General features: G+C 39.7%; 21 protein-coding genes. 10 read left to right on the top strand and 11 right to left on the bottom strand.

All coding sequences use genetic code 11. The annotated features are described in order from the left end of the window. Positions 1-274: 274 nt before the first annotated feature. Positions 275-1576, bottom strand: coding sequence for an NCS2 family permease (locus KSU66_RS16350; protein ID WP_269052539.1), 1302 nt, complete (start codon positions 1574-1576; stop codon positions 275-277). Between the two features lie 159 nt (positions 1577-1735). On the opposite strand from KSU66_RS16350, the gene KSU66_RS16345 reads away from it, so the two are divergent. After that, positions 1736-2557, top strand: coding sequence for an aldo/keto reductase (locus KSU66_RS16345; protein ID WP_269052538.1), 822 nt, complete (start codon positions 1736-1738; stop codon positions 2555-2557). A 57-nt stretch (positions 2558-2614) separates the two neighbouring features. On the opposite strand, the gene KSU66_RS16340 is transcribed toward KSU66_RS16345, so the two are convergent. The 5 genes from KSU66_RS16340 to KSU66_RS16320 all read right to left on the bottom strand — a co-directional run bounded on the left by KSU66_RS16340 (position 2615) and on the right by KSU66_RS16320 (position 6767). Next, the gene (locus KSU66_RS16340; RefSeq protein WP_269052537.1) at positions 2615-3451 is read right to left on the bottom strand and encodes an RluA family pseudouridine synthase; all 837 of its coding nucleotides are present in this window, start codon (positions 3449-3451) and stop codon (positions 2615-2617) included. A gap of 31 nt (positions 3452-3482) precedes the next feature. After that, positions 3483-3953, bottom strand: a complete 471-nt coding sequence (locus KSU66_RS16335; RefSeq protein WP_269052536.1) for a thioredoxin family protein — start codon at positions 3951-3953, stop codon at positions 3483-3485. Position 3954: 1 nt separating this feature from the next. Beyond that, entirely contained in the window at positions 3955-4380 is a 426-nt protein-coding gene (locus KSU66_RS16330; RefSeq protein WP_269052535.1) for a disulfide oxidoreductase, read from the bottom strand. 84 nt (positions 4381-4464) lie between these two features. Then, the gene (locus KSU66_RS16325; RefSeq protein WP_269052534.1) at positions 4465-5370 is read right to left on the bottom strand and encodes a cation diffusion facilitator family transporter; all 906 of its coding nucleotides are present in this window, start codon (positions 5368-5370) and stop codon (positions 4465-4467) included. Between the two features lie 56 nt (positions 5371-5426). Continuing rightward, positions 5427-6767, bottom strand: a complete 1341-nt coding sequence (locus KSU66_RS16320) for a hemolysin family protein (RefSeq protein WP_269052554.1) — start codon at positions 6765-6767, stop codon at positions 5427-5429. 605 nt (positions 6768-7372) lie between these two features. Between KSU66_RS16320 and KSU66_RS16315 the strand changes: the two genes are divergently transcribed. After that, complete coding sequence (locus tag KSU66_RS16315; RefSeq protein WP_269052533.1) at positions 7373-9112, top strand: ABC transporter ATP-binding protein; 1740 nt, start codon at positions 7373-7375, stop codon at positions 9110-9112. Position 9113: 1 nt separating this feature from the next. Further along, complete coding sequence (locus KSU66_RS16310) at positions 9114-10871, top strand: ABC transporter ATP-binding protein (protein WP_269052532.1); 1758 nt, start codon at positions 9114-9116, stop codon at positions 10869-10871. Between the two features lie 42 nt (positions 10872-10913). Here the strand turns inward: KSU66_RS16310 and KSU66_RS16305 are convergent, their stop codons facing one another. Then, the gene (locus KSU66_RS16305; protein ID WP_269052531.1) at positions 10914-11048 is read right to left on the bottom strand and encodes a hypothetical protein; all 135 of its coding nucleotides are present in this window, start codon (positions 11046-11048) and stop codon (positions 10914-10916) included. Between the two features lie 126 nt (positions 11049-11174). On the opposite strand from KSU66_RS16305, the gene KSU66_RS16300 reads away from it, so the two are divergent. Together KSU66_RS16300 and KSU66_RS16295 are read left to right on the top strand one after the other, a co-directional pair. Next, complete coding sequence (locus KSU66_RS16300) at positions 11175-12434, top strand: MFS transporter (protein WP_269052530.1); 1260 nt, start codon at positions 11175-11177, stop codon at positions 12432-12434. A gap of 57 nt (positions 12435-12491) precedes the next feature. Beyond that, positions 12492-12725, top strand: coding sequence for a hypothetical protein (locus tag KSU66_RS16295; RefSeq protein WP_269052529.1), 234 nt, complete (start codon positions 12492-12494; stop codon positions 12723-12725). A gap of 52 nt (positions 12726-12777) precedes the next feature. Here the strand turns inward: KSU66_RS16295 and KSU66_RS16290 are convergent, their stop codons facing one another. Further along, positions 12778-12981 (bottom strand): YheE family protein, encoded by a 204-nt coding sequence (locus KSU66_RS16290; protein ID WP_269052553.1) that lies wholly within the window; start codon positions 12979-12981, stop codon positions 12778-12780. 72 nt (positions 12982-13053) lie between these two features. Here KSU66_RS16290 and KSU66_RS16285 point away from each other — a divergent pair, with 72 nt between their 5' ends. The 3 genes from KSU66_RS16285 (at position 13054) to KSU66_RS16275 (ending at position 15027) form a co-directional block, all read left to right on the top strand. After that, positions 13054-13443, top strand: a complete 390-nt coding sequence (locus KSU66_RS16285) for a ferritin-like domain-containing protein (RefSeq protein ID WP_269052528.1) — start codon at positions 13054-13056, stop codon at positions 13441-13443. A gap of 76 nt (positions 13444-13519) precedes the next feature. Next, positions 13520-14668, top strand: coding sequence for a DUF445 domain-containing protein (locus tag KSU66_RS16280; protein WP_269052527.1), 1149 nt, complete (start codon positions 13520-13522; stop codon positions 14666-14668). A gap of 11 nt (positions 14669-14679) precedes the next feature. Next, positions 14680-15027 (top strand): YlbF family regulator, encoded by a 348-nt coding sequence (locus KSU66_RS16275; protein WP_269052526.1) that lies wholly within the window; start codon positions 14680-14682, stop codon positions 15025-15027. 166 nt (positions 15028-15193) lie between these two features. On the opposite strand, the gene KSU66_RS16270 is transcribed toward KSU66_RS16275, so the two are convergent. After that, complete coding sequence (locus KSU66_RS16270; protein WP_269052525.1) at positions 15194-15475, bottom strand: protoglobin domain-containing protein; 282 nt, start codon at positions 15473-15475, stop codon at positions 15194-15196. A gap of 66 nt (positions 15476-15541) precedes the next feature. On the opposite strand from KSU66_RS16270, the gene KSU66_RS16265 reads away from it, so the two are divergent. Together KSU66_RS16265 and KSU66_RS16260 are read left to right on the top strand one after the other, a co-directional pair. Then, complete coding sequence (locus KSU66_RS16265) at positions 15542-17050, top strand: coproporphyrinogen III oxidase (RefSeq protein WP_269052524.1); 1509 nt, start codon at positions 15542-15544, stop codon at positions 17048-17050. Between the two features lie 71 nt (positions 17051-17121). Beyond that, the gene (locus KSU66_RS16260) at positions 17122-17904 is read left to right on the top strand and encodes an enoyl-CoA hydratase (protein ID WP_269052523.1); all 783 of its coding nucleotides are present in this window, start codon (positions 17122-17124) and stop codon (positions 17902-17904) included. 110 nt (positions 17905-18014) lie between these two features. Here KSU66_RS16260 and mgsA read toward each other — a convergent pair whose 3' ends face one another. Both mgsA and KSU66_RS16250 read right to left on the bottom strand, forming a co-directional pair. After that, the gene (gene mgsA, locus KSU66_RS16255; protein WP_269052522.1) at positions 18015-18419 is read right to left on the bottom strand and encodes a methylglyoxal synthase; all 405 of its coding nucleotides are present in this window, start codon (positions 18417-18419) and stop codon (positions 18015-18017) included. Positions 18420-18454: 35 nt separating this feature from the next. Beyond that, a complete protein-coding gene (locus tag KSU66_RS16250) occupies positions 18455-18640 on the bottom strand; it encodes a YhzD family protein (RefSeq protein ID WP_269052521.1) in 186 nt (61 codons plus the stop codon). Between the last annotated feature and the right edge of the window lie 129 nt (positions 18641-18769).

The following is an 18769-nucleotide window of genomic DNA, read 5'->3' as shown; positions in this document are numbered from 1 at the left end:
ATTGATGAAAATAAAAAGAGAGAACAAGCCTAGGCTTGTTCTCTCTTTTTTTATTTATGTTGATTGATGACCTTTTTTACTCTTTTGTTTAGTACCAGGCTTGTCTTCGTATCCGCCTGTAAAAATTGCTGTTAGGAATGCAACACAGACACCTAAAACTAATATAAGATTCATTACGCATACCTCCTATTGATTCCATAGTTGATACCTCTAGTATACCTTAATTCAATTGAAATTGAAATGCCTTGCCTTAATCATTAGCCAGAATTTCATTTTAATGAGGCAAGAAAAGTAACTGGTACGTAAACAATATTGCGAAAATGTATAAAAGTAGTGGGACCTTTCTCCATTGCCCTTTTACTACTTTCAAAATAGGATAAGTAATAAATCCAAGTGCAATCCCAGTTGCAATGCTTGATGTTAGGGGCATTGTTAAAATAATAAGGAATGCAGGGAATGCCTCATCAAAGGAATCCCAGTCAATCTCCTTAACAACACTGATCATTAAGCTCCCCACGATAATAAGCGCAGGTGCGGTAATCGCAGATACACCAGATAAAGCAAAGACAAATGGACCAAAAAATGCTGCGACCATAAACAAAATTGCAACGGTCAATGTTGTTAACCCGGTACGCCCTCCAACAGCAACACCCGAAGAAGATTCAATGTAGGCCGATGTAGGACTTGTCCCGAACATTGCACCGACTGATGTTGCAACAGAATCAGCAAGGAGAGCATGACGTGCGCGTGGCAAAGTATTCCCACGCATAAGTCCCGCTTGCTTAGCGACGCCAATCATCGTTCCAGTTGTATCAAACAACGTAACGATTAAAAATGCGAACACGACCCCGTATAGGCCGTGAGAAATAACATCACTCATCGCATTGATAGGGTTCCAAACAAGAATGCCCTCAGGTAAACTAGGCACTGCCCAGAAGCCTTTGGGGAAGGCAAGTTGTTTTGTGAAGACTGCCAGAATTCCGGTTAAAAACATCCCGATAAAAATCGACCCATAGATATTTAATGTCATTAGAATAACCGTTACAATTAACCCGAATAAGGCGAGCAGGACAGGCGGCGAAGTAAGATCCCCAAGTTGAACGAGATTCGTTTCGTGAGCCACAACAATGCCTGAAAGTTTTAACCCTATAAAGGCAATGAATAATCCAATTCCAGCTGTGATCCCGTGTTTTAAATTGTTAGGAATAGATTTAATCAGTTTTTCTCTAAATGGTGTTAATGATAAAATAATGAACAATATACCAGCAATAAACACGGCAGAAAAAGCCGTCATATAATCTAATTGCCCATCAGAGGCGAGGACAACGGATGTGAAATAAGCATTTAACCCCATCCCAGGTGCAATTGCGATTGGATAGTTAGCAAAAAGAGCCATCCAAAGCGTACCAACAGCTGCCGCGATAATTGTTGCAAGGAATACCTGATCGAACGGTACACCAGCTTCCGCAAGAATAAGCGGATTTACAAAAACGATGTAAGCCATCGTTAAAAAAGTAGTCATTCCAGCCAATACTTCAGTTTTAGCTGTTGTTTTATTTTCTTTTAAATGAAACAAGGTAACGCTCCTTTCAATACACGAATAATAATGAGACCACCCTTAATAATATTCGGTTTCCAGTAAAACTGCAACCCTAAGCGGCAAACAGAGAATTAGTCAAATAGCCTTACTACTTGTACAATTAAACTGTATAAACCGAAAGGGGAGACTTGAAAAATGAGCGTATATAATGAGAAAATAATGCTTGCTAATGGGATTGAAATGCCACAGCTTGGTCTTGGTGTTTATAAGATGACCAATCCAGAAGAAACTGTTGAAGCGATAACCTATGCAATTAAGGCTGGATATAGAGCAATTGATACGGCTACCGTATATGAAAATGAGAAGGAGACGGGAGAAGCAATCCGACATTCAGGTTTACAAAGAGAAGACTTATTTATTACGTCAAAAGTGTGGAATACGGATCAGGGCTATGATCAGACGTTGCGCGCATTTGAAACGTCACTCGAAAAGTTGGGCTTAGATTATCTTGACTTATACTTAACGCATTGGCCCGTCAAGGAGAGTTATGTAGAGACGTATCGAGCAATTGAAAGGCTTTATGATGAAAAGTTAATACGTGCAACTGGCGTATCTAATCATCATGCCCATCATCTTGAAAAAGTTCTCGTAAAAGCGAATACACCCCCGATGGTTAACCAAATTGAAGTTCATCCAAGATTGACGCAAGAACCATTACGGACATTTTGTAAAGAACATAATATAGCAGTTACTTCCTGGTCACCACTTGCGCGTGGCGGCCTGTTATCTGAACCAACGCTTCAGAATATAGGAAACAAATACGGAAAAACAGCTGCACAAGTTATTATTAGGTGGCATTTACAAAGTGATCTTATCGTTATTCCAAAATCAGTGACGCCCGAACGAATTTCGGAAAATATTAACGTAGCAGATTTCGAATTGACACTAAGTGATAAGCATGCGATTGATGCGCTTAATTTGAATGAAAGATCAGGTTCAAATCCAGAAGACTTTTAAACGCTACTTTACAAAGATAAAAAAATGCCACGGAGAATTTTATCCATGGCATTTTTATTATTGTTCGATGTTCAGCTGTTCACCGGTTAAAGGGTGAGTAAATGACAACGCTGTTGCGTTGAGGCGGAAATATCCATCTTTTGTTCTACTGCCGTCGTAGAGAACGTCTCCAACGACTGGATGTCCAAGATGTGCTAAATGAACACGAATTTGGTGCGTGCGGCCAGTTTCAAGTTCAGCCTCGACGATTGTCGTATCGGTCTTACGTTCAAGTACTCGGAAATGCGTTACTGCGGATTGTCCGGAAATCGAAACAAGTCGTTTCGAGGGTTGATGACGATCTTTACCGATTGGTAGGTTGATAGTTCCTTTTGGTCTTTTCATCAATCCGTCAGTCTCTGCCTGGTATTTACGAACGATTTCATTACGCTCAATCATTCGGTCAAAGAGCGTTTTTGCGATTGGGTGCTTTGCAATAAGAATGACGCCGGCCGTTCCTTGATCGAGCCTGTGAATATGTTCAGCATACTCACCACCATTTTCTTTTACATAGGCCATGACGTAGTTCATCAATGTCCCAGTTTGATTAGAGTCATTTGGATGTGTCGCAATGCCTGCCGGTTTAAAGACAACCAGAATATGTTCGTCTTCAAATATTACTTTTAGGTTCATCTTTTCTGGTGTATAAGTAGAATGTGCATCAGGAACAGTGAAGGTTAACTCAGTTCCTGCTTTTTGTGGAAACTTCCACTCAACCGGTTCCCCGTCAACACCTGTTACACTTTTTGACATTCTCATGAAATGGACAGTCTTTTTTCCAGCCTCCCATTGTTCACGTAGTAAGTGTTCAATCGTTAAACCATCTGTTGGTACTGTATATTGAAACGAAGTCATTAGTTTTCATCCTTCCAAAAATATCTCTCTGTCAATCTGATTCGTATTCATTAAAAAATGCGCGAATGTTTTCTTCCGGATGGGCACCGACCAGACGGCCTACTTCTTTACCATCCTTAAATTGAACAAGTGTAGGTGTTGATTCAATACCATAAGGTGCTGCTTGCTGAGAATATTCTAGCAAGTTGTATTGTTGTACTGTTACGTCCATATCTTTGGCAATTGGCATAAGTATTGGTGTCATTTCCAAACAGTAAGAACACTCAGGACTAAAGAAATAAGCGGTTACTGATTCGCCGTCTTCAACTTTTTTAGCAAGTTCATCGGGCAAGATAATATTGCTGTAATTTTCATTACCGATTAGGTTCACGGTCGATTGTTCTAATTTGTCCGTATCGTACGGGTTGTCTTTAAGTTTTGATTCGTCAGCTTTGTTGGAAAGCACGATAATCAGAACGAAGATAGCAATAATGACGCCACCAATTAGTAATAATTTTTTCAATTTACTTCTTCTCCTTTTGCCATTTCATCATGAAAAGGCTTGTTATTCCGATAAGTAGAAACGCAGTCAGTGCAAGGAAGGGAATTGTGATGAATCCCAAGTAATTAATATACTCCCCTGTACATGATACACCTCCACAAGATGGTGCACTGTCACTTAGGAACCTAAGTTTTTGAAGTCCATAATGATAAAGGGAGATACCACCGCCAATAAAAGCAAATACAGCTATTGTTAGGGCGATTCTTGCATTTTTTTGAAATAATGCCACACCGGAAATCAGCACGATTGGATACATCAAAATCCGTTGGTACCAACAATAAGTACACGGTTCAAACCCACGTACAATTGAGAAGTATAAAGAACCCAAAGTAGCAACAAGCGAAACAGTCCAAATGAAAATAAGTCCATTTTCTAAGCGTTTTTGCATAAAGTCATCTCCTACGCTGCATATCGGTTATGTCTTTGATTATAAGGTGAAATCGTAAGCAAGTAAATTATTGACCATCACATGTCATTTATTGTCCGTGATATGTGAAGAAGATATGTCAATCAGAAAATCTGGTTCAATGTGAACTAAGATAACGGAGTGTGGAGTACGTGCTCCAATCTTACGTTCGATCTCTTCAGTGATTCGGTGGCTCTCGATGACATTGAGCATTGGATTTACAGTGACGGTTAAATCGACGAACATAAGGTTACCGTGCATCCTTCCCTTGAACTCTTTTAGACTTACAACGCCTTCTACATGGCATACAAGTAAAGATAAGGCCTCAACTTCATCCTCATCAAATCCATCTGTAAGTGCGTGAACACTAGGGTGGAAAATTTTCCACGCCGTATAAATGACAAGAATGCCTATTACGAAGGCAGTAATCGCATCAATGATTGGTAATCCAAGAACCGCCCCACCAATCCCAATTGCAGTCCCCACACTGACGAGCGCATCAGAACGGTTATCATAAGCGGCGGCACGAACAGCTTGACTGCCAATTCGTTGCGACAGTTTCAAGTTATACCGATAGACAAAGTACATGATAATAGCACTTAGGATAGCGATGACAGCCGTAATTATAGAAGGGGACGTTTTGATTGGATTTAGTATTGATTTCCCAGCATTGATTAATATTTGAAAACCGACGAAAGCCATGATGAATGCCGCCACGAGCGAAGCAACTGTTTCCGCCCGCATATGGCCATATTGGTGGTCTTCATCTGGTGGTTTTTGTGAAATACGCAACCCGATAAGAATGGCGATTGATGCGATAATATCAGTGGTATTATTTAGGCCATCTGCTTTCAGGGCTTCCGATGATCCAAGGAATCCGACAGTCAATTTTACGGCACTCAATATCAAATATGTCCAGATACTGAGCCAGGCTCCTTTTTCACCGTCTTTTAAATTTGAATAGAGTTCCATTGGTACACCTTCTTTCCGAAGAAAAGCAACCCTCAGAAGTAGAGAGTTGCTTTAGTTTAGGATTCCACCGATATCTCCAAAAGTTCTTTGGCTTCTTCCTCTTCATGTTTTAATACTTCTAAGTACAGTATATGGTGTCCTTCCATATCCTTAATCATAAACTCATACCCTTGTTCGATTATTTTTTCACCTGACATGGCCTCGAAACGTTCAGTCATAAACCAACCGCCAATTGTGTCAATATCTTCTTCATCAATCGAAATACCCAGTATCCCATTGACATTTTCAATGAGAAGTTTAGCATCGAAAATATAATGATCTTCTCCAACTTTTTGAATTTCAGGTATTTCATCCATATCGAATTCATCTTGAATATCTCCGACAATTTCTTCTAAAATATCTTCGATTGTCACAAGGCCCGAAGTACCTCCGTATTCATCCATAAGGACAGCCATATGAATGCGTTCGCGTTGGATTTTCAACAGTAATTCACCGATTGGAATTGTTTCAATCACACGAATAATCGGCTGCATATACTCGATAACGAGTTTCTCGCCTGTTGTTGGGTCTTTTATATATTCGGTTAATAGATTTTTCATATTAATAAGTCCGATAATATGGTCTTTATCGCCATCGGTAACAGGATAGCGTGTAAATTGCTCAATGCCAATTAAATCAAACACTTCGCGTGTTGTCATTTCTTTGTCAATTGTGACCATTTCCGTACGCGGAGCCATAATTTCTTTTGCGATACGGTCATCGAATTCAAAAATCTTATTAACATATTTATATTCAGCCTGGTTGATTTCTCCGCCTTTTAAACTGTCAGACAAAATCATTCGTAGCTCATCTTCAGTATGTGCAACATCTGAATCAGACATTGATTTAAATCCGAGTAATCTAATTAGAATGAGCGCGGAGCCATTCATACCTTTAATTACTGGATACATTAATTTGTAAAATAAAATAAGCGGTTTTGCGAACAGCAGCGTAATTTCCTCGGCCTTTTGAATTGCAATTGTTTTTGGAGCCAACTCACCTACAACAACATGCAAAAATGTAACGAAAGTGAAAGCAATAATAAAGGAAAGTATGCTTGCTACACTTGGGGTAACTTCAAAATAAGCAAATACTGGTTTTAGCATGAGTTTGACTGTCGGTTCCCCGAGCATACCTAAACCAAGGGCCGTAATCGTAATGCCTAATTGGCATGCGGATAAGTACTCATCTAAATTACTCAGTATTTTTTTGGCGCTTTTGGCGCGTGGGTTACCTTCAGCGACAAGCTGATTAATACGTGTGACCCTTATCTTTACAATTGCAAATTCACTCGCAACAAAAAATGCGGTGAGGGCGATCAAGACAGCAAATGCTGTCAATCGTATGGGAATGTCCAAATAATTACTTTGTTCCAAACCCTAAATGGGCGAGGAGCAAAGTATCCACCTCCTATAATGGTAAAATCGTTAGTTAAGTCTATGATAAATTATAAACAAGAGAAACACAATTAGTTACACCTATTTATATAGTATGAAAATATAAATGGGAAGCGTCATACTATTCATTTCTGCGTAATATACAGATTATACAAGACGGATAAATTTACTTTTCGAAATGTATTGACAATACGGAAAGGTAAATGGTAATCTGATATTATTCGGAAGTCGAAATAGATTGGGAGGTGCGGAGGATGATTAAAGTTCAGGGAGCTTATAAGAAACTTCATAGAATACCGTGCCTAATCGATTATTATCGATAATAACTTAATTTTACGGAAGGGCACAAATGCCGTTCCTATATTATGAGCACACGCTTATGTAAAGGAGGCGTGTGCTTTTTTGTGCCCAAAAAAGTTTTAAAATGATTGAAGTTTTCAAAGTGATTAAAAAATGAAAAGAAGTTCAGACGATGTTTAACAGAAAACAGCCAAGAAAAATATTGAGGAAGGAATCCCTAGAAAGTAGTTAGTGAATTTTGAAATGGAAAGAAGGTATATTGACTTATGTTTTCTGTTTTATTTAAATTAAAATGGTTTTTCAAAGAAAATAAAAAAAGGTATACAGTTGCAATAGTCCTATTAATGTTTACGACTCTCCTTGTTGTTATTCCACCTTGGTTAATCGGTGAGGCGATAGATTCAATCTATACGCAAACGTTAACGGCGAAACTGCTATCACTTATTATCGGGGCCATGGTTTTGATTATAGTTGTCAATTATGTAAGTAACTATGTTTGGCAATACCAGTTGTTTGGTGGGGCTTATGTCGTGGAGCGCCAATTACGGGGAAGGCTCATGCGTCACTTTCTAAAGATGACGCCAACATTTTATGAGAAAAATAAAACGGGCGATTTGATGGCAAGGTCAACGAATGATTTACGTGCAATTTCAGAGACTGCTGGGTTTGGGATAATGACACTTGTCGATTCCACGGCTTACTTACTAACACTCATTTTGACGATGGGTTTTCTAGTGTCGTGGAAATTAACGCTTGTGGCAATTTTGCCACTTCCGATTTTGGCGTACATTATGCAAGTGTTGGGAAAGAAGATTCACAAAAGATATGTAGTGGCTCAACAGGCGTTTGGAGATTTGAACGATAACGTGCTAGAAGCAGTGGCTGGTGTGAGAGTAGTTCGTGCCTACGTTCAAGAGCGTGAGACCGAAAAAAGGTTCGCTGACATGACAGAAGATGTGTATCAGAAAAACATGCATGTTGAGAAGATTGATGCGCTGTTCATGCCTGTATCAAAGATACTTACAGGGCTGACGTATATGATAGGGCTTGGTTACGGAGCATACCTTGTGTCAATTGGTGATATGACACTTGGAAAACTTGTTACTTTTAATGTCTATTTAGGGATGATTGTTTGGCCGATGTTTGCAATCGGTGAACTGATTAACGTTCTACAACGAGGTAACGCCTCGCTCGACCGTGTGATGGAGACGCTTGACTACGCAGAGGATGTGAAAGATCCTGAACGACCGTTACAAGTAGTGAAACCAGATAGTCTAGGTTTTCAAGATGTTACCTTTACGTATCCTACTTCGCAAACGGTTAATTTGGACAAAATTCAACTTCACTTGAAGCGTGGAAGTACTCTTGGGATTGTCGGCAAGACGGGAAGTGGGAAAACCACGTTTGTCAAACAGCTCCTACGAGAATATCCGCCAGGTGCAGGAGAAATTGTATTTTCAGATGTTGCACTGCAGTCGCTGACAAAAGACCAAGTTCGTAATTGGATTGGCTATGTGCCGCAAGATCATATCCTATTTTCAAGATCAATTAAAGATAATATCTTATTTGGGCGACCTGATGCGACAGAGGCGGATATAGTGGAAACCATTCGTCTGTCCGATTTTGAGAAAGATCTTGAAATGCTTCCGGAAGGATTGAATACGCTTGTGGGAGAAAAGGGTGTCGCGTTATCCGGTGGACAGAAACAGCGGATTTCGATTGCGCGTGCACTAATAAAAGATCCAGAAATACTAATTTTAGATGATTCACTTTCAGCGGTCGATGCAAAAACGGAAGCAAAAATAATAGAAAATATTCAAGCGGAACGTTCTGGGAAGACAACAATTATTACAACTCACCGCCTGTCAGCGATTCAGCATGCTAACTGGATTATTGTTCTTGATGATGGCCTAGTTATTGAAGAGGGAACGCATGAGAATCTATTATCTGAAAATGGCTGGTACAAAGAGCAATTCGACCGTCAGCAGATTGGGGAGGTTGAATAATATGAGTACCGGTAAACGATTACTTCATTACGCACTTAGTTATAAAAAGTTACTAATCACAGGTCTTGTTCTTCTAAGTTTTGCAGTAGCAGCAGATTTAATGGGGCCACTCATTGCAAAGAGAATTATTGACGAGCATATCGCTGGCGCTGCGTATGGGGGCATTGATTTTGAGCCCATTATTACATTACTTGCGATTTTCTTCGGTCTTTCCGTTGTGACAGCAATATTGAGGTATTTCCAGTATCTTTTATTACAAACTGCAGCAAACCGCGTCATTCAGAAAATGCGAAATGATTTGTACGAACATATACAAACGCTGCCGATAAGCTATTTTGATAACTTACCTGCTGGGAAAGTCGTTGCGCGTATTACAAATGATACTGAAGCAATTCGAAATATGTATGTTACAGTTCTTTCGCAATTTGCAATTAGTGGAATGTACATTTTAGGAATCTTTATCGCGATGTTCTACTTAGATCCAAAAATGGGGGCAGTTGTTCTGTTCGTCTTGCCAATTCTTTATATTTGGATGAAGACCTATAGAAAATATGCTTCGAAAGTGAACCATATTATTCGCGGTAAGGTGAGCGACATGAATGCAATGATCAACGAGTCCATTAATGGGATGACCATCATTCAGGCATTCCGCCGTGAAAAGCAAATGGAAAACGAGTTCGCCGAATTAAACGATGAATATTTTCGCCAACAAAACAAACTGTTGAAAGTGGAAGCGGCAACGTCCCATAATCTTGTCGATGTCATTCGCTCGCTGACATTTGTACTATTCATCTGGTATTTTGGCGGGGCATCACTTTCCACTGAAAGCGTGATTTCAGTCGGAATGCTTTATGCATTTGTTGACTATATTACAAGATTGTTCAATCCAGTAACTGGTATCGTAAATCAGTTTGCACAGCTTGAACATTCACTAGTTGCGGCGGAACGTGTTTTCAACCTGATGGACCGTGAAGGTGAACCAGTAAGCGATGAAAAACTAGCACGCTATGAGGGAAATATCCAATTTGAAAATGTATGGTTTGCTTATAATCATGAAGAATATGTCCTAAAAGATCTGTCATTCGAGGCGAAAAAAGGTGAGACCGTTGCACTTGTTGGACACACAGGTTCAGGAAAAAGTTCGATTATGAACTTGTTGTTCCGCTTTTATGATGCTTCTAAAGGGATAATAACGATTGACGGGATGAACATAGCTGACATGCCGCGCCAAACCGTGCGAGGTCATATGGGCATTGTTTTACAAGATCCCTATTTATTCAGTGGGACAATTGAATCTAACATTAGTTTAGGAGATCCACGAATTACACGTGAAAAAGTCCAACAGTCACTGGATGCTGTCGGTGGAGATCGTGTGCTAAAGAATTTATCCGGAGGAATTGATGAGCCAGTCGTTGAGAAGGGCAGCACACTCTCATCTGGACAACGTCAGCTCATTTCATTCGCACGGGCGCTAGCGTTTGATCCAGCGATTCTAATTTTGGATGAAGCGACATCCAACATCGATACAGAGACAGAAGAAATAATCCAGCACGCGATGGAAGTATTGAAGAAAGGGCGAACAACATTTATCATCGCCCACAGACTATCCACAATTAAAAATGCGGACCGCATTTTAGTAATGGATCGCGGTGAAATTGTTGAACAAGGGTCTCACGATGAATTACTTGCGTTAGACGTTCAATATGCACAAATGTATAAATTACAAGCGGGAACGTCCTTCAAACCAGATATTGGTTGAGGGGAGTTCCCTTTTTGGTTAAGAAGTTTGAAGGGGGGAGGGTCAAAGGTCCCGACTTGCAAGCAAACTATTTGTAAGTGCAAGCAAATGGCCAGCGAGTGCAAGGAAACTCCCACTGAGTGCAAGCAAATCCATAACCAGTGCAAGGAAACCGACAACGAGTGCAAGCAAATCCAATCCCTCACAGAATTAAAATATTTACTCATCATTAGCTAATTAAAACTTCGCAAACACGTTGTAAAACTATTCTGATACACGTATAATTCGAGTAACGAAGTATTAATGCGTGAAAGTAGGAATGCTATGGGGAAGTGGTTGGCAGATTGGAAGAAAAAGATTCTTTCATTCAATAAGAACGTAAGATTATTCATGCTGGCGAATGTGCTTATCCAAATAGGGATGGGCGTTTTTATGGTGATGTATAATCTATACATAAAAGAACTTGGCATGCCGGAAACAATTAATGGAAAAGTTATATCCATGACTGCGATGGCCACGGCAATTATGTTAATTCCGGCGGGATTTCTAAGTGATAAGTTTGGCCGAAAGTGGATGATTGTCGGCGGTGCGGTATTTGGTGGCATGACGCTATTTTATAGAAGTATTGCTGTCGCTGAAACGCCAATTATCTATGCAGCATTTTTAACGGGCTTATTTATGGCGTTTGTTCAAGTTTCGGGAGTGCCATTTCTAGCGGAAAATTCAAATGTTAAAGAGCGCGTGCATATGTTTAGTATCCACTTTGCGTTAATGACTATCGCGAACGTCATCGGGAGCTTATTTGGAGGAGTTATAGCAGATGTGCTTGAGGTTGGGTTTTCAATCGGGGCAGAGGAATCAATTCGATGGGCATTACTAATAGGAGCTGCAATCTTTACTGTGGGGTTAATCCCATTATTTAAATTGCAAAATAACCCACCTGTGCCTGTCCAAATAAGGGATTTGGCTTATGATCCACAGCCGAAAATGGATAATAGTTTACGACGAAACTTAATACTTATTTTCCACTTTTCGTTTGCAGCGCTTCTCATTGGGCTTGGATCGGGACTTGTTATTCCATACTTGAATTTGTACTTCTCAAACCGGTTTGACGCTTCTAATGCATTTATTGGACTCATTTTGTCGCTAGGGTCCGCGATGACCGCGGTGGCAATGATTATAGGGCCAGTTCTAGTTAAAAGAGTTGGAAAAGTGAAAGCTCTTATTTTATTTCAACTTTTATCGATTCCATTTTTAGTTCTCACTGCTTTTACATCATCCTTATTGCTTGCTTCAATTGGTTTTTTGATGCGACAAGCGTTAATGAATGCCGGAAATCCAATACAAAGTGCCATCGCGATGGAAATTGTTGCGGACAAATATAAAGGCTTAGCGAATTCTGTGAACCAAATGGTATTTAATGTTGGATGGGCTACAATGGCGCCTGTTGCAACTGGTCTTGTCATTACGTTTGGTTCTTATTGGGGTTATGCCTATGCATTTTCGATTACCGGGGGGCTTTATGTCTTGGCGTCAACATATTATTACTTTATTTTTGGGAAAAAAGAACTTCTGGAAGAATAAGTAGACTCTATAAATTGGAGACGCAATGATATACTAAATATAAAGAGGTGTACTCACATGTGGCAAGGTAGTCTGATCATAATATTTGGGCTTGGTATGTTACTGCTAATCGGATTTTCCATGTACAGAGCACTCCGCAGTAAAAAGGATTTAGGGGAAATATATACACCGTATGACGACATGACACGAGGAACGAATGATGCAAATACCGATAAATCCTTGAAAGAGGATACGCGGCATAGAATTCCTTTCGAACAAACACAAGAAGTTGAGGAAGAAAATAAATTGTGAATTTATTAAAAGGGACTAAAACCTATGTGGTTTTAGTCCCTTTTGATATTTCTTAATCGTAGACGTGGAAAATCATTAATTCATGAATCATCTTTTTCAATTTGTCCTCTTCGGGCGGCGTGTCTCCTGTCCACTTAATATCGCCGTCTGGTAAATATTCACCTGTGTACCTTTTGTTTTTAAAGAAAAAAGAGAATGTCCAGCCAGGTAACTGCGTATTTTCGTACATTGATTTATAACTAAAATGTTGTAACAATTGATTAACCCCTCTCATAAGACGCAACCCTCCCGCATAAAATTGGGCAAAGACGAGCGAAAGGATGCTGACTTGTTTATTGATAATTTAAAGCAGGCCATCGAAGATGAATACAAAGATTATTATTTTTATAAATCTATGTATGATTTAACGAATGATCCGCTTTGGAAAGATTTCATAAAACATGCTTATGAAGATGAAAAAAGTCACTATGAAATGTTTCAACAACTCTATTATATGCTGACTGGGACATTTGTACAAAATCCGAAGAAACGACTACCGTGTTACGAATTAAAAGAATGTGCAAAGCTAGCGTTATTAAATGAGCTCGATTCCATTGAATCGTATAAAGTTATGTTGTTAACCATCCCGATTCAACAGGCATATAACCCAATATTTATCGCGCTACATGATGAAATGGAGCATGCCATTCGTTTTTCAACGATCTATAATGCACTTTGAAAATGCACCTGGTTTTTCGGTTTGATACTGTTCTGTTATAATAGGGACAGAATCAAACGAGAAAAGGTGAAGCGATTTGGATTTTATATGGACATTAGCATTTATGGCGTTTATTGGCGCATTAATTGGAGGGTTTACAAACCACCTAGCCATAAAAATGCTTTTCAGACCTCATGAGGCAAAATATATTGGCTCGTGGCGTGTACCCTTTACGCCCGGACTTATTCCGAAGAGACGTGATGAATTAGCAGTCCAATTTGGAAGAACGGTCACGAACTACCTCTTGACCCCTGAGACATTTAAGAGAAAGTTATTAACCCCCGAAGTAGAGGCTAAGGCTGAGACTTTTCTACAAGAAAAACTAGATGAACATATCTTGCGTTCAGATAAAACATTGAACGACTGGCTAGCAGTCGCAGGGGCTACGGGTGTTGCTGACAAAGTGGAACTGCAAGTATTGGGTGTACTTGATGATCAACTAGATCGTCTGCGTATAAAAGTAACCACAGGCACAGTTGATGAAGTGTTGCCTGAAAAATGGCGTGCAGAAGCGGCGGAGCGCATACCGCAAATAACGGGATACATTCTGAGTCAATCAGAAAACTACTTCGAATCTGAAGAAGGAAGAGCCATGTTCCGAAAGCTTATCGATGATTTTCTTGCTTCGAAAGGAACACTAGGTAGTATGGTGAACATGCTATTCGGTGAATCGGAATCACTCGTTAGTAAAGTACAACGGGAAGCATTAAAGTTTATCGGGGCCCCCGGTACTTACGATCTGGTTAACACGATTATACTAAACGAATGGGAGAAACTTCAGAAACGACCAGTCAATGAACTACTCTCAGAATTTGATTGGGACGGACTATTTCATTCAGTTAGGTCCTATGCCAAAAGAGAGATTGCAATCGAATCGCGACTGGACAAAACATTATTTGATTATTGGCCTGATGGTGTAAATTGGACAGCCGTTAACGTGACACCGGCATTAACTAGTTTTGCATTTCAACAAGCGGAAGTACAATTAGAGAAATCACTTCAAAAATTAAAAATTGGTGATATGGTTAAAGAGCAAGTCGATTCATTTCCAGTATCAGTTTTGGAGGATCTTGTGCTCGGCATTTCCAAACGCGAGTTTAAAATGATTACCGTACTTGGTGCTGTACTCGGGGGCGTAATTGGAGTCGTGCAAGGTCTAATCGTATTTGCAACAAACTTATCTTAGGAGGAATTCACATGACAGTTAATATTTATGACGATTTAAACAAATTGGAATCCACATTCAGAAAGACAGCAGAATTTGCAGAGGTTCAGGAAGCAGTTTCGGTTGTTATCGCGGACGAAGAAGCTCTAGCACTATTCAAGAATTTCCGTAAAATCCAATTAGACATGCAAGAGAAACAAATGGCTGGAGAAGAAATAAATCCAGAGGAACTTGAATATGCACAAAAAACAGCCCAACTTGCACAAACGAACGAGAAGATAATGGGGATGCTCGAATCGGAAATGAAGTTAAGTGGACTAATCGAAGAAGTTAATCGTGTCCTTATGAAACCTGTACAAGAAATTTATGAATCGATTTAACTTAATAAACGGCCTACGGCCGTTTTTTTATTTTTGCATATTTGCTATATCATTCGCCGAAGCTGAGACTTCTTCGGTACTTTGGTGAATAGAGTTGAAGTTTAGAAAAACTCTTCGAACATCCTCACGTAATTCACTATTACTCACTCAACCTCAACCAAGTCGTTCATTTCCTAATAACACTGTTTGTATTGAGGATTATCGATAGCAACGATTCATTTTCGAGATTTACATAAAAATTTGCTACAATAGACTTCACATTCTCTTGTAAGTGAGGAATAGGTTCGGGTAACACTGATAGGTCATCTTCAGTGAATCCAATCATGGGTAGTTGTTTTTCTATATCCTTGTCTAGGTCATTTAAAATCTGGACATTTGGCTTTTCTTTCATGGCCAATGTTGTAAGCGGTGGCAAAACAGCTTTTTTTCTTTTAAATAAAATGGTCAATGTAAAAATCCTCCTAGTACCCATAGTATCGGGGGTCAATTATAAAATGGAAAGTTGGAAAGAAAAATGCAGAAAATAAAGATTGAAAATACATTTGCCGAGGACTGGATTCGGATGTTCGCTCATCTAGCTAATCTCTTCTTTGAACAATGTGAAATTGTTACGGAAGACGAACCAGGTGCGATAAAAGCCGATTTCACTTTGGAGAAAAGTGAAGCAGGCGAACTACTTGGGAAAGTACAACTTTCACATGAAGGAAATAATTATAGTGCAACGTTTTCTGAACAGGAAGAAAACGGGGACGAAAAAGTAAAATCTCGTCAAATTAAGCGGATTTATTCACACGTCTTCCTGGAAGTACTTGAACAGGCAACGGGAATGGAACAATCATGGGGTATCTTAACAGGCATAAGACCAATGAAGCTCTATCATAAGTATCGACAGGAAGGGCATAGTTCTTTAGAGGCAATCGAAAATATAATGAAAAAGTATCGCGTATCTCAAGAAAAAAGTGAACTTTTAGCGAAAATCGCTGCGATACAACTACGATCTGTCCCGGACTTATACGATTTAAGAGATGAAGTAAGTATATATATCGGGATTCCATTTTGCCCAACAAAGTGTGCGTATTGCACGTTTCCCGCATTTGCAATTCGACGGAAAAGCGGTCGGGTCGAATCATTTTTAGACGGCTTACACGAAGAAATTCGTGAAATGGGTAAATGGCTTACTGAACGCAATATGAAAATTACCACAATATACTTTGGTGGGGGAACTCCGACGAGTATTGAGGCTGAAGAGATGGACGAATTGTATGAGACGATGTACGCTTCGTTTCCTAATATGAAAGATGTTAGGGAAGTTACCGTTGAAGCGGGGCGTCCGGATACAATTACACCTGCGAAAATTGACGTGTTGAAAAAATGGGATATTGACAGAATAAGTGTCAATCCACAGTCTTATACGGATGAAACATTGAAAGCAATCGGGCGCCATCATACTGTTCAAGAGACTGTGGATAAGTTTTGGTTGTCCCGCAACATGGGCATGAAAAATATTAATATGGACCTTATAATAGGCCTGCCAAATGAAGGCGTGGAAGAGTTCAGACATTCACTAGCTGAAACTGAAAAAATGCAGCCGGAATCACTTACAATCCATACGTTATCCTTTAAGCGTGCATCTGCGATGTCTCAAAACAGAGATAAGTACAAGGTCGCGGACCGGAAAACTGTTGAACAGATGATGAAACTGGGAGAAGAGTGGAATGTGACGAACGGCTATGATCCCTATTATTTGTACCGTCAGAAAAACATTTTAGGAAACTTGGAGAACGTCGGGTACGCAAAGCCAGGTGAAGAAAGTATTTACAACATCATTATGATGGAGGAAGTCCAGACAGTGATTGGTGTTGGGTGCGGGGCTTCTAGCAAATTTATTCATCCAGAAACAGGTAAAATTAAACAGTTTTACAATCCCAAAGATCCAGCAGCGTATATAATATCCTATGAAGAATCAATTGAGAAAAAGTTAGCGCATCTTAATGCAATATATCCTGCACCCATTACTAAATAAAGGAGTTACGACAAAAGCGTCGAATAAGAATAAGTGAATGGCAATTCATTTATTTGGAAGAGGTGGCAGTTATGTCGTATCAAACAGTGAAATTGGAAAAAGAGGGACGTCTCGCACGTCTAACACTAAACAGACCCGAAGCAATGAACTCAATGGATGGCGTTATGATGGGGGAACTTGCAGATGTCTTTGAATCATTGAAACAGGACATTACCGTACAAGTATTATTAATTCAAGGAGCGGGGCGCGCATTTTCCGCAGGCGGAGATATAAAAGCTATGCTAGATCCTAATAATCCAATGGAAATCGGAGATGTAATGGGGGATGTGTCACGCTTGGCAAGAGCGCTTTACACATTGCCACAAATAACAATTGCAGCCGTTCACGGCGCAGCAGCAGGGCTAGGATTCAGTTTAGTACTAGGTTGTGATTACATTATCGCTGAAGAGGACAGTAAGCTAGCGATGAATTTCATTGGCATAGGTCTTGTACCTGACGGTGGAGGTCACTTCTTCTTGAAAGAGCGAGTTGGGATTCCAAAAGCGAAGAATCTTATTTGGTCGGGGAAAGTAATGAACGGCAATGAGGCATTGGCAATTGGGCTCATTGAAGAGGTAGTTACAATCGGTAGGGCCGCCGAATATGGAAATGCTTTTGCAGATAAACTACTTAGCTCTCCAATTGCGACTATGCTCGCATCTAAAAAGATCTTGCATGATCAGAAAACGAAAGAACTTGATCGCATCCTAGAATTGGAAAGTGAAACACAAGTGGCAATGCATAAAACGGCCGATCATCAAGAGGGCATTCAAGCATTTGTTGAAAAAAGAAAGCCTGTGTTTACTGGAAAATAATAATAATGAAAAATAATTATTTTGGCCGAAGTATTCCTTTCTAAACAAGTTCCATAATTAAAAAACTAAGCGCCTACTTAATGTCAAATTAAGTAGGCGCTTAGTAATTATTAAATATATTTTTTCGCGGTTTCACGCCAGGAGAAATAACCTTTTTCAACAGAGCGAATTAAAAGTTCAGCCGTAGCGATATTCGTTGCGAGTGGAATCCCGTAGACATCGCAAAGTCGAAGTAGAGCACTAACGTCTGGCTCATGGGGCTGTGCAGTTAACGGATCGCGGAAGAAAAGAATCAAATCCATATCCCCTGTTGCAATCATTGAGCCTATTTGCTGGTCGCCGCCTAGAGGTCCTGACATAAGTCTTTCGATAGACAGATTTGTTTCTTCCATAATTCGCTTACCTGTTGTACCTGTTGCGTATAAGGAATGCTGGGCAAAAATATGTTCATAAGCGATGCTGAAGTTTACCATTTCATTTTTCTTTTCATCATGTGCAATTAATGCGATTTTCATTCTACGCACCTCATCCATTCGTATAAAATCATTTTTTATGAGTGAAATAATAATAGTTTTCCAGCGGGTGAAGCAAGGCGGTGTGTTGTTTCAAGCAGTTTTTTTTCTTCCAAAATAGCAAGTCCTTTTACTTTAGCTTCCTCGTCTGTAGAAGCCTCTAGAATGTCATCTATGATTACTTTTCCTTTGGGTTCATATGCAGTCAATTTGTACACTCTCATGTCGATTCTCCTCTAGTATGTATTTGATTCATTATACTATGAAAACTCTGGGAAGTGAAATTAATAATGACTGTCTAATTAGGTTTGAAGACCGGTTTAATCAGAAAAATAAATTTAAATGAAACTTCA

The sequence above is a fragment of the Sporosarcina sp. G11-34 genome (assembly GCF_026931025.1).
This window is presented reverse-complemented; position numbering and strand designations above follow the sequence as displayed.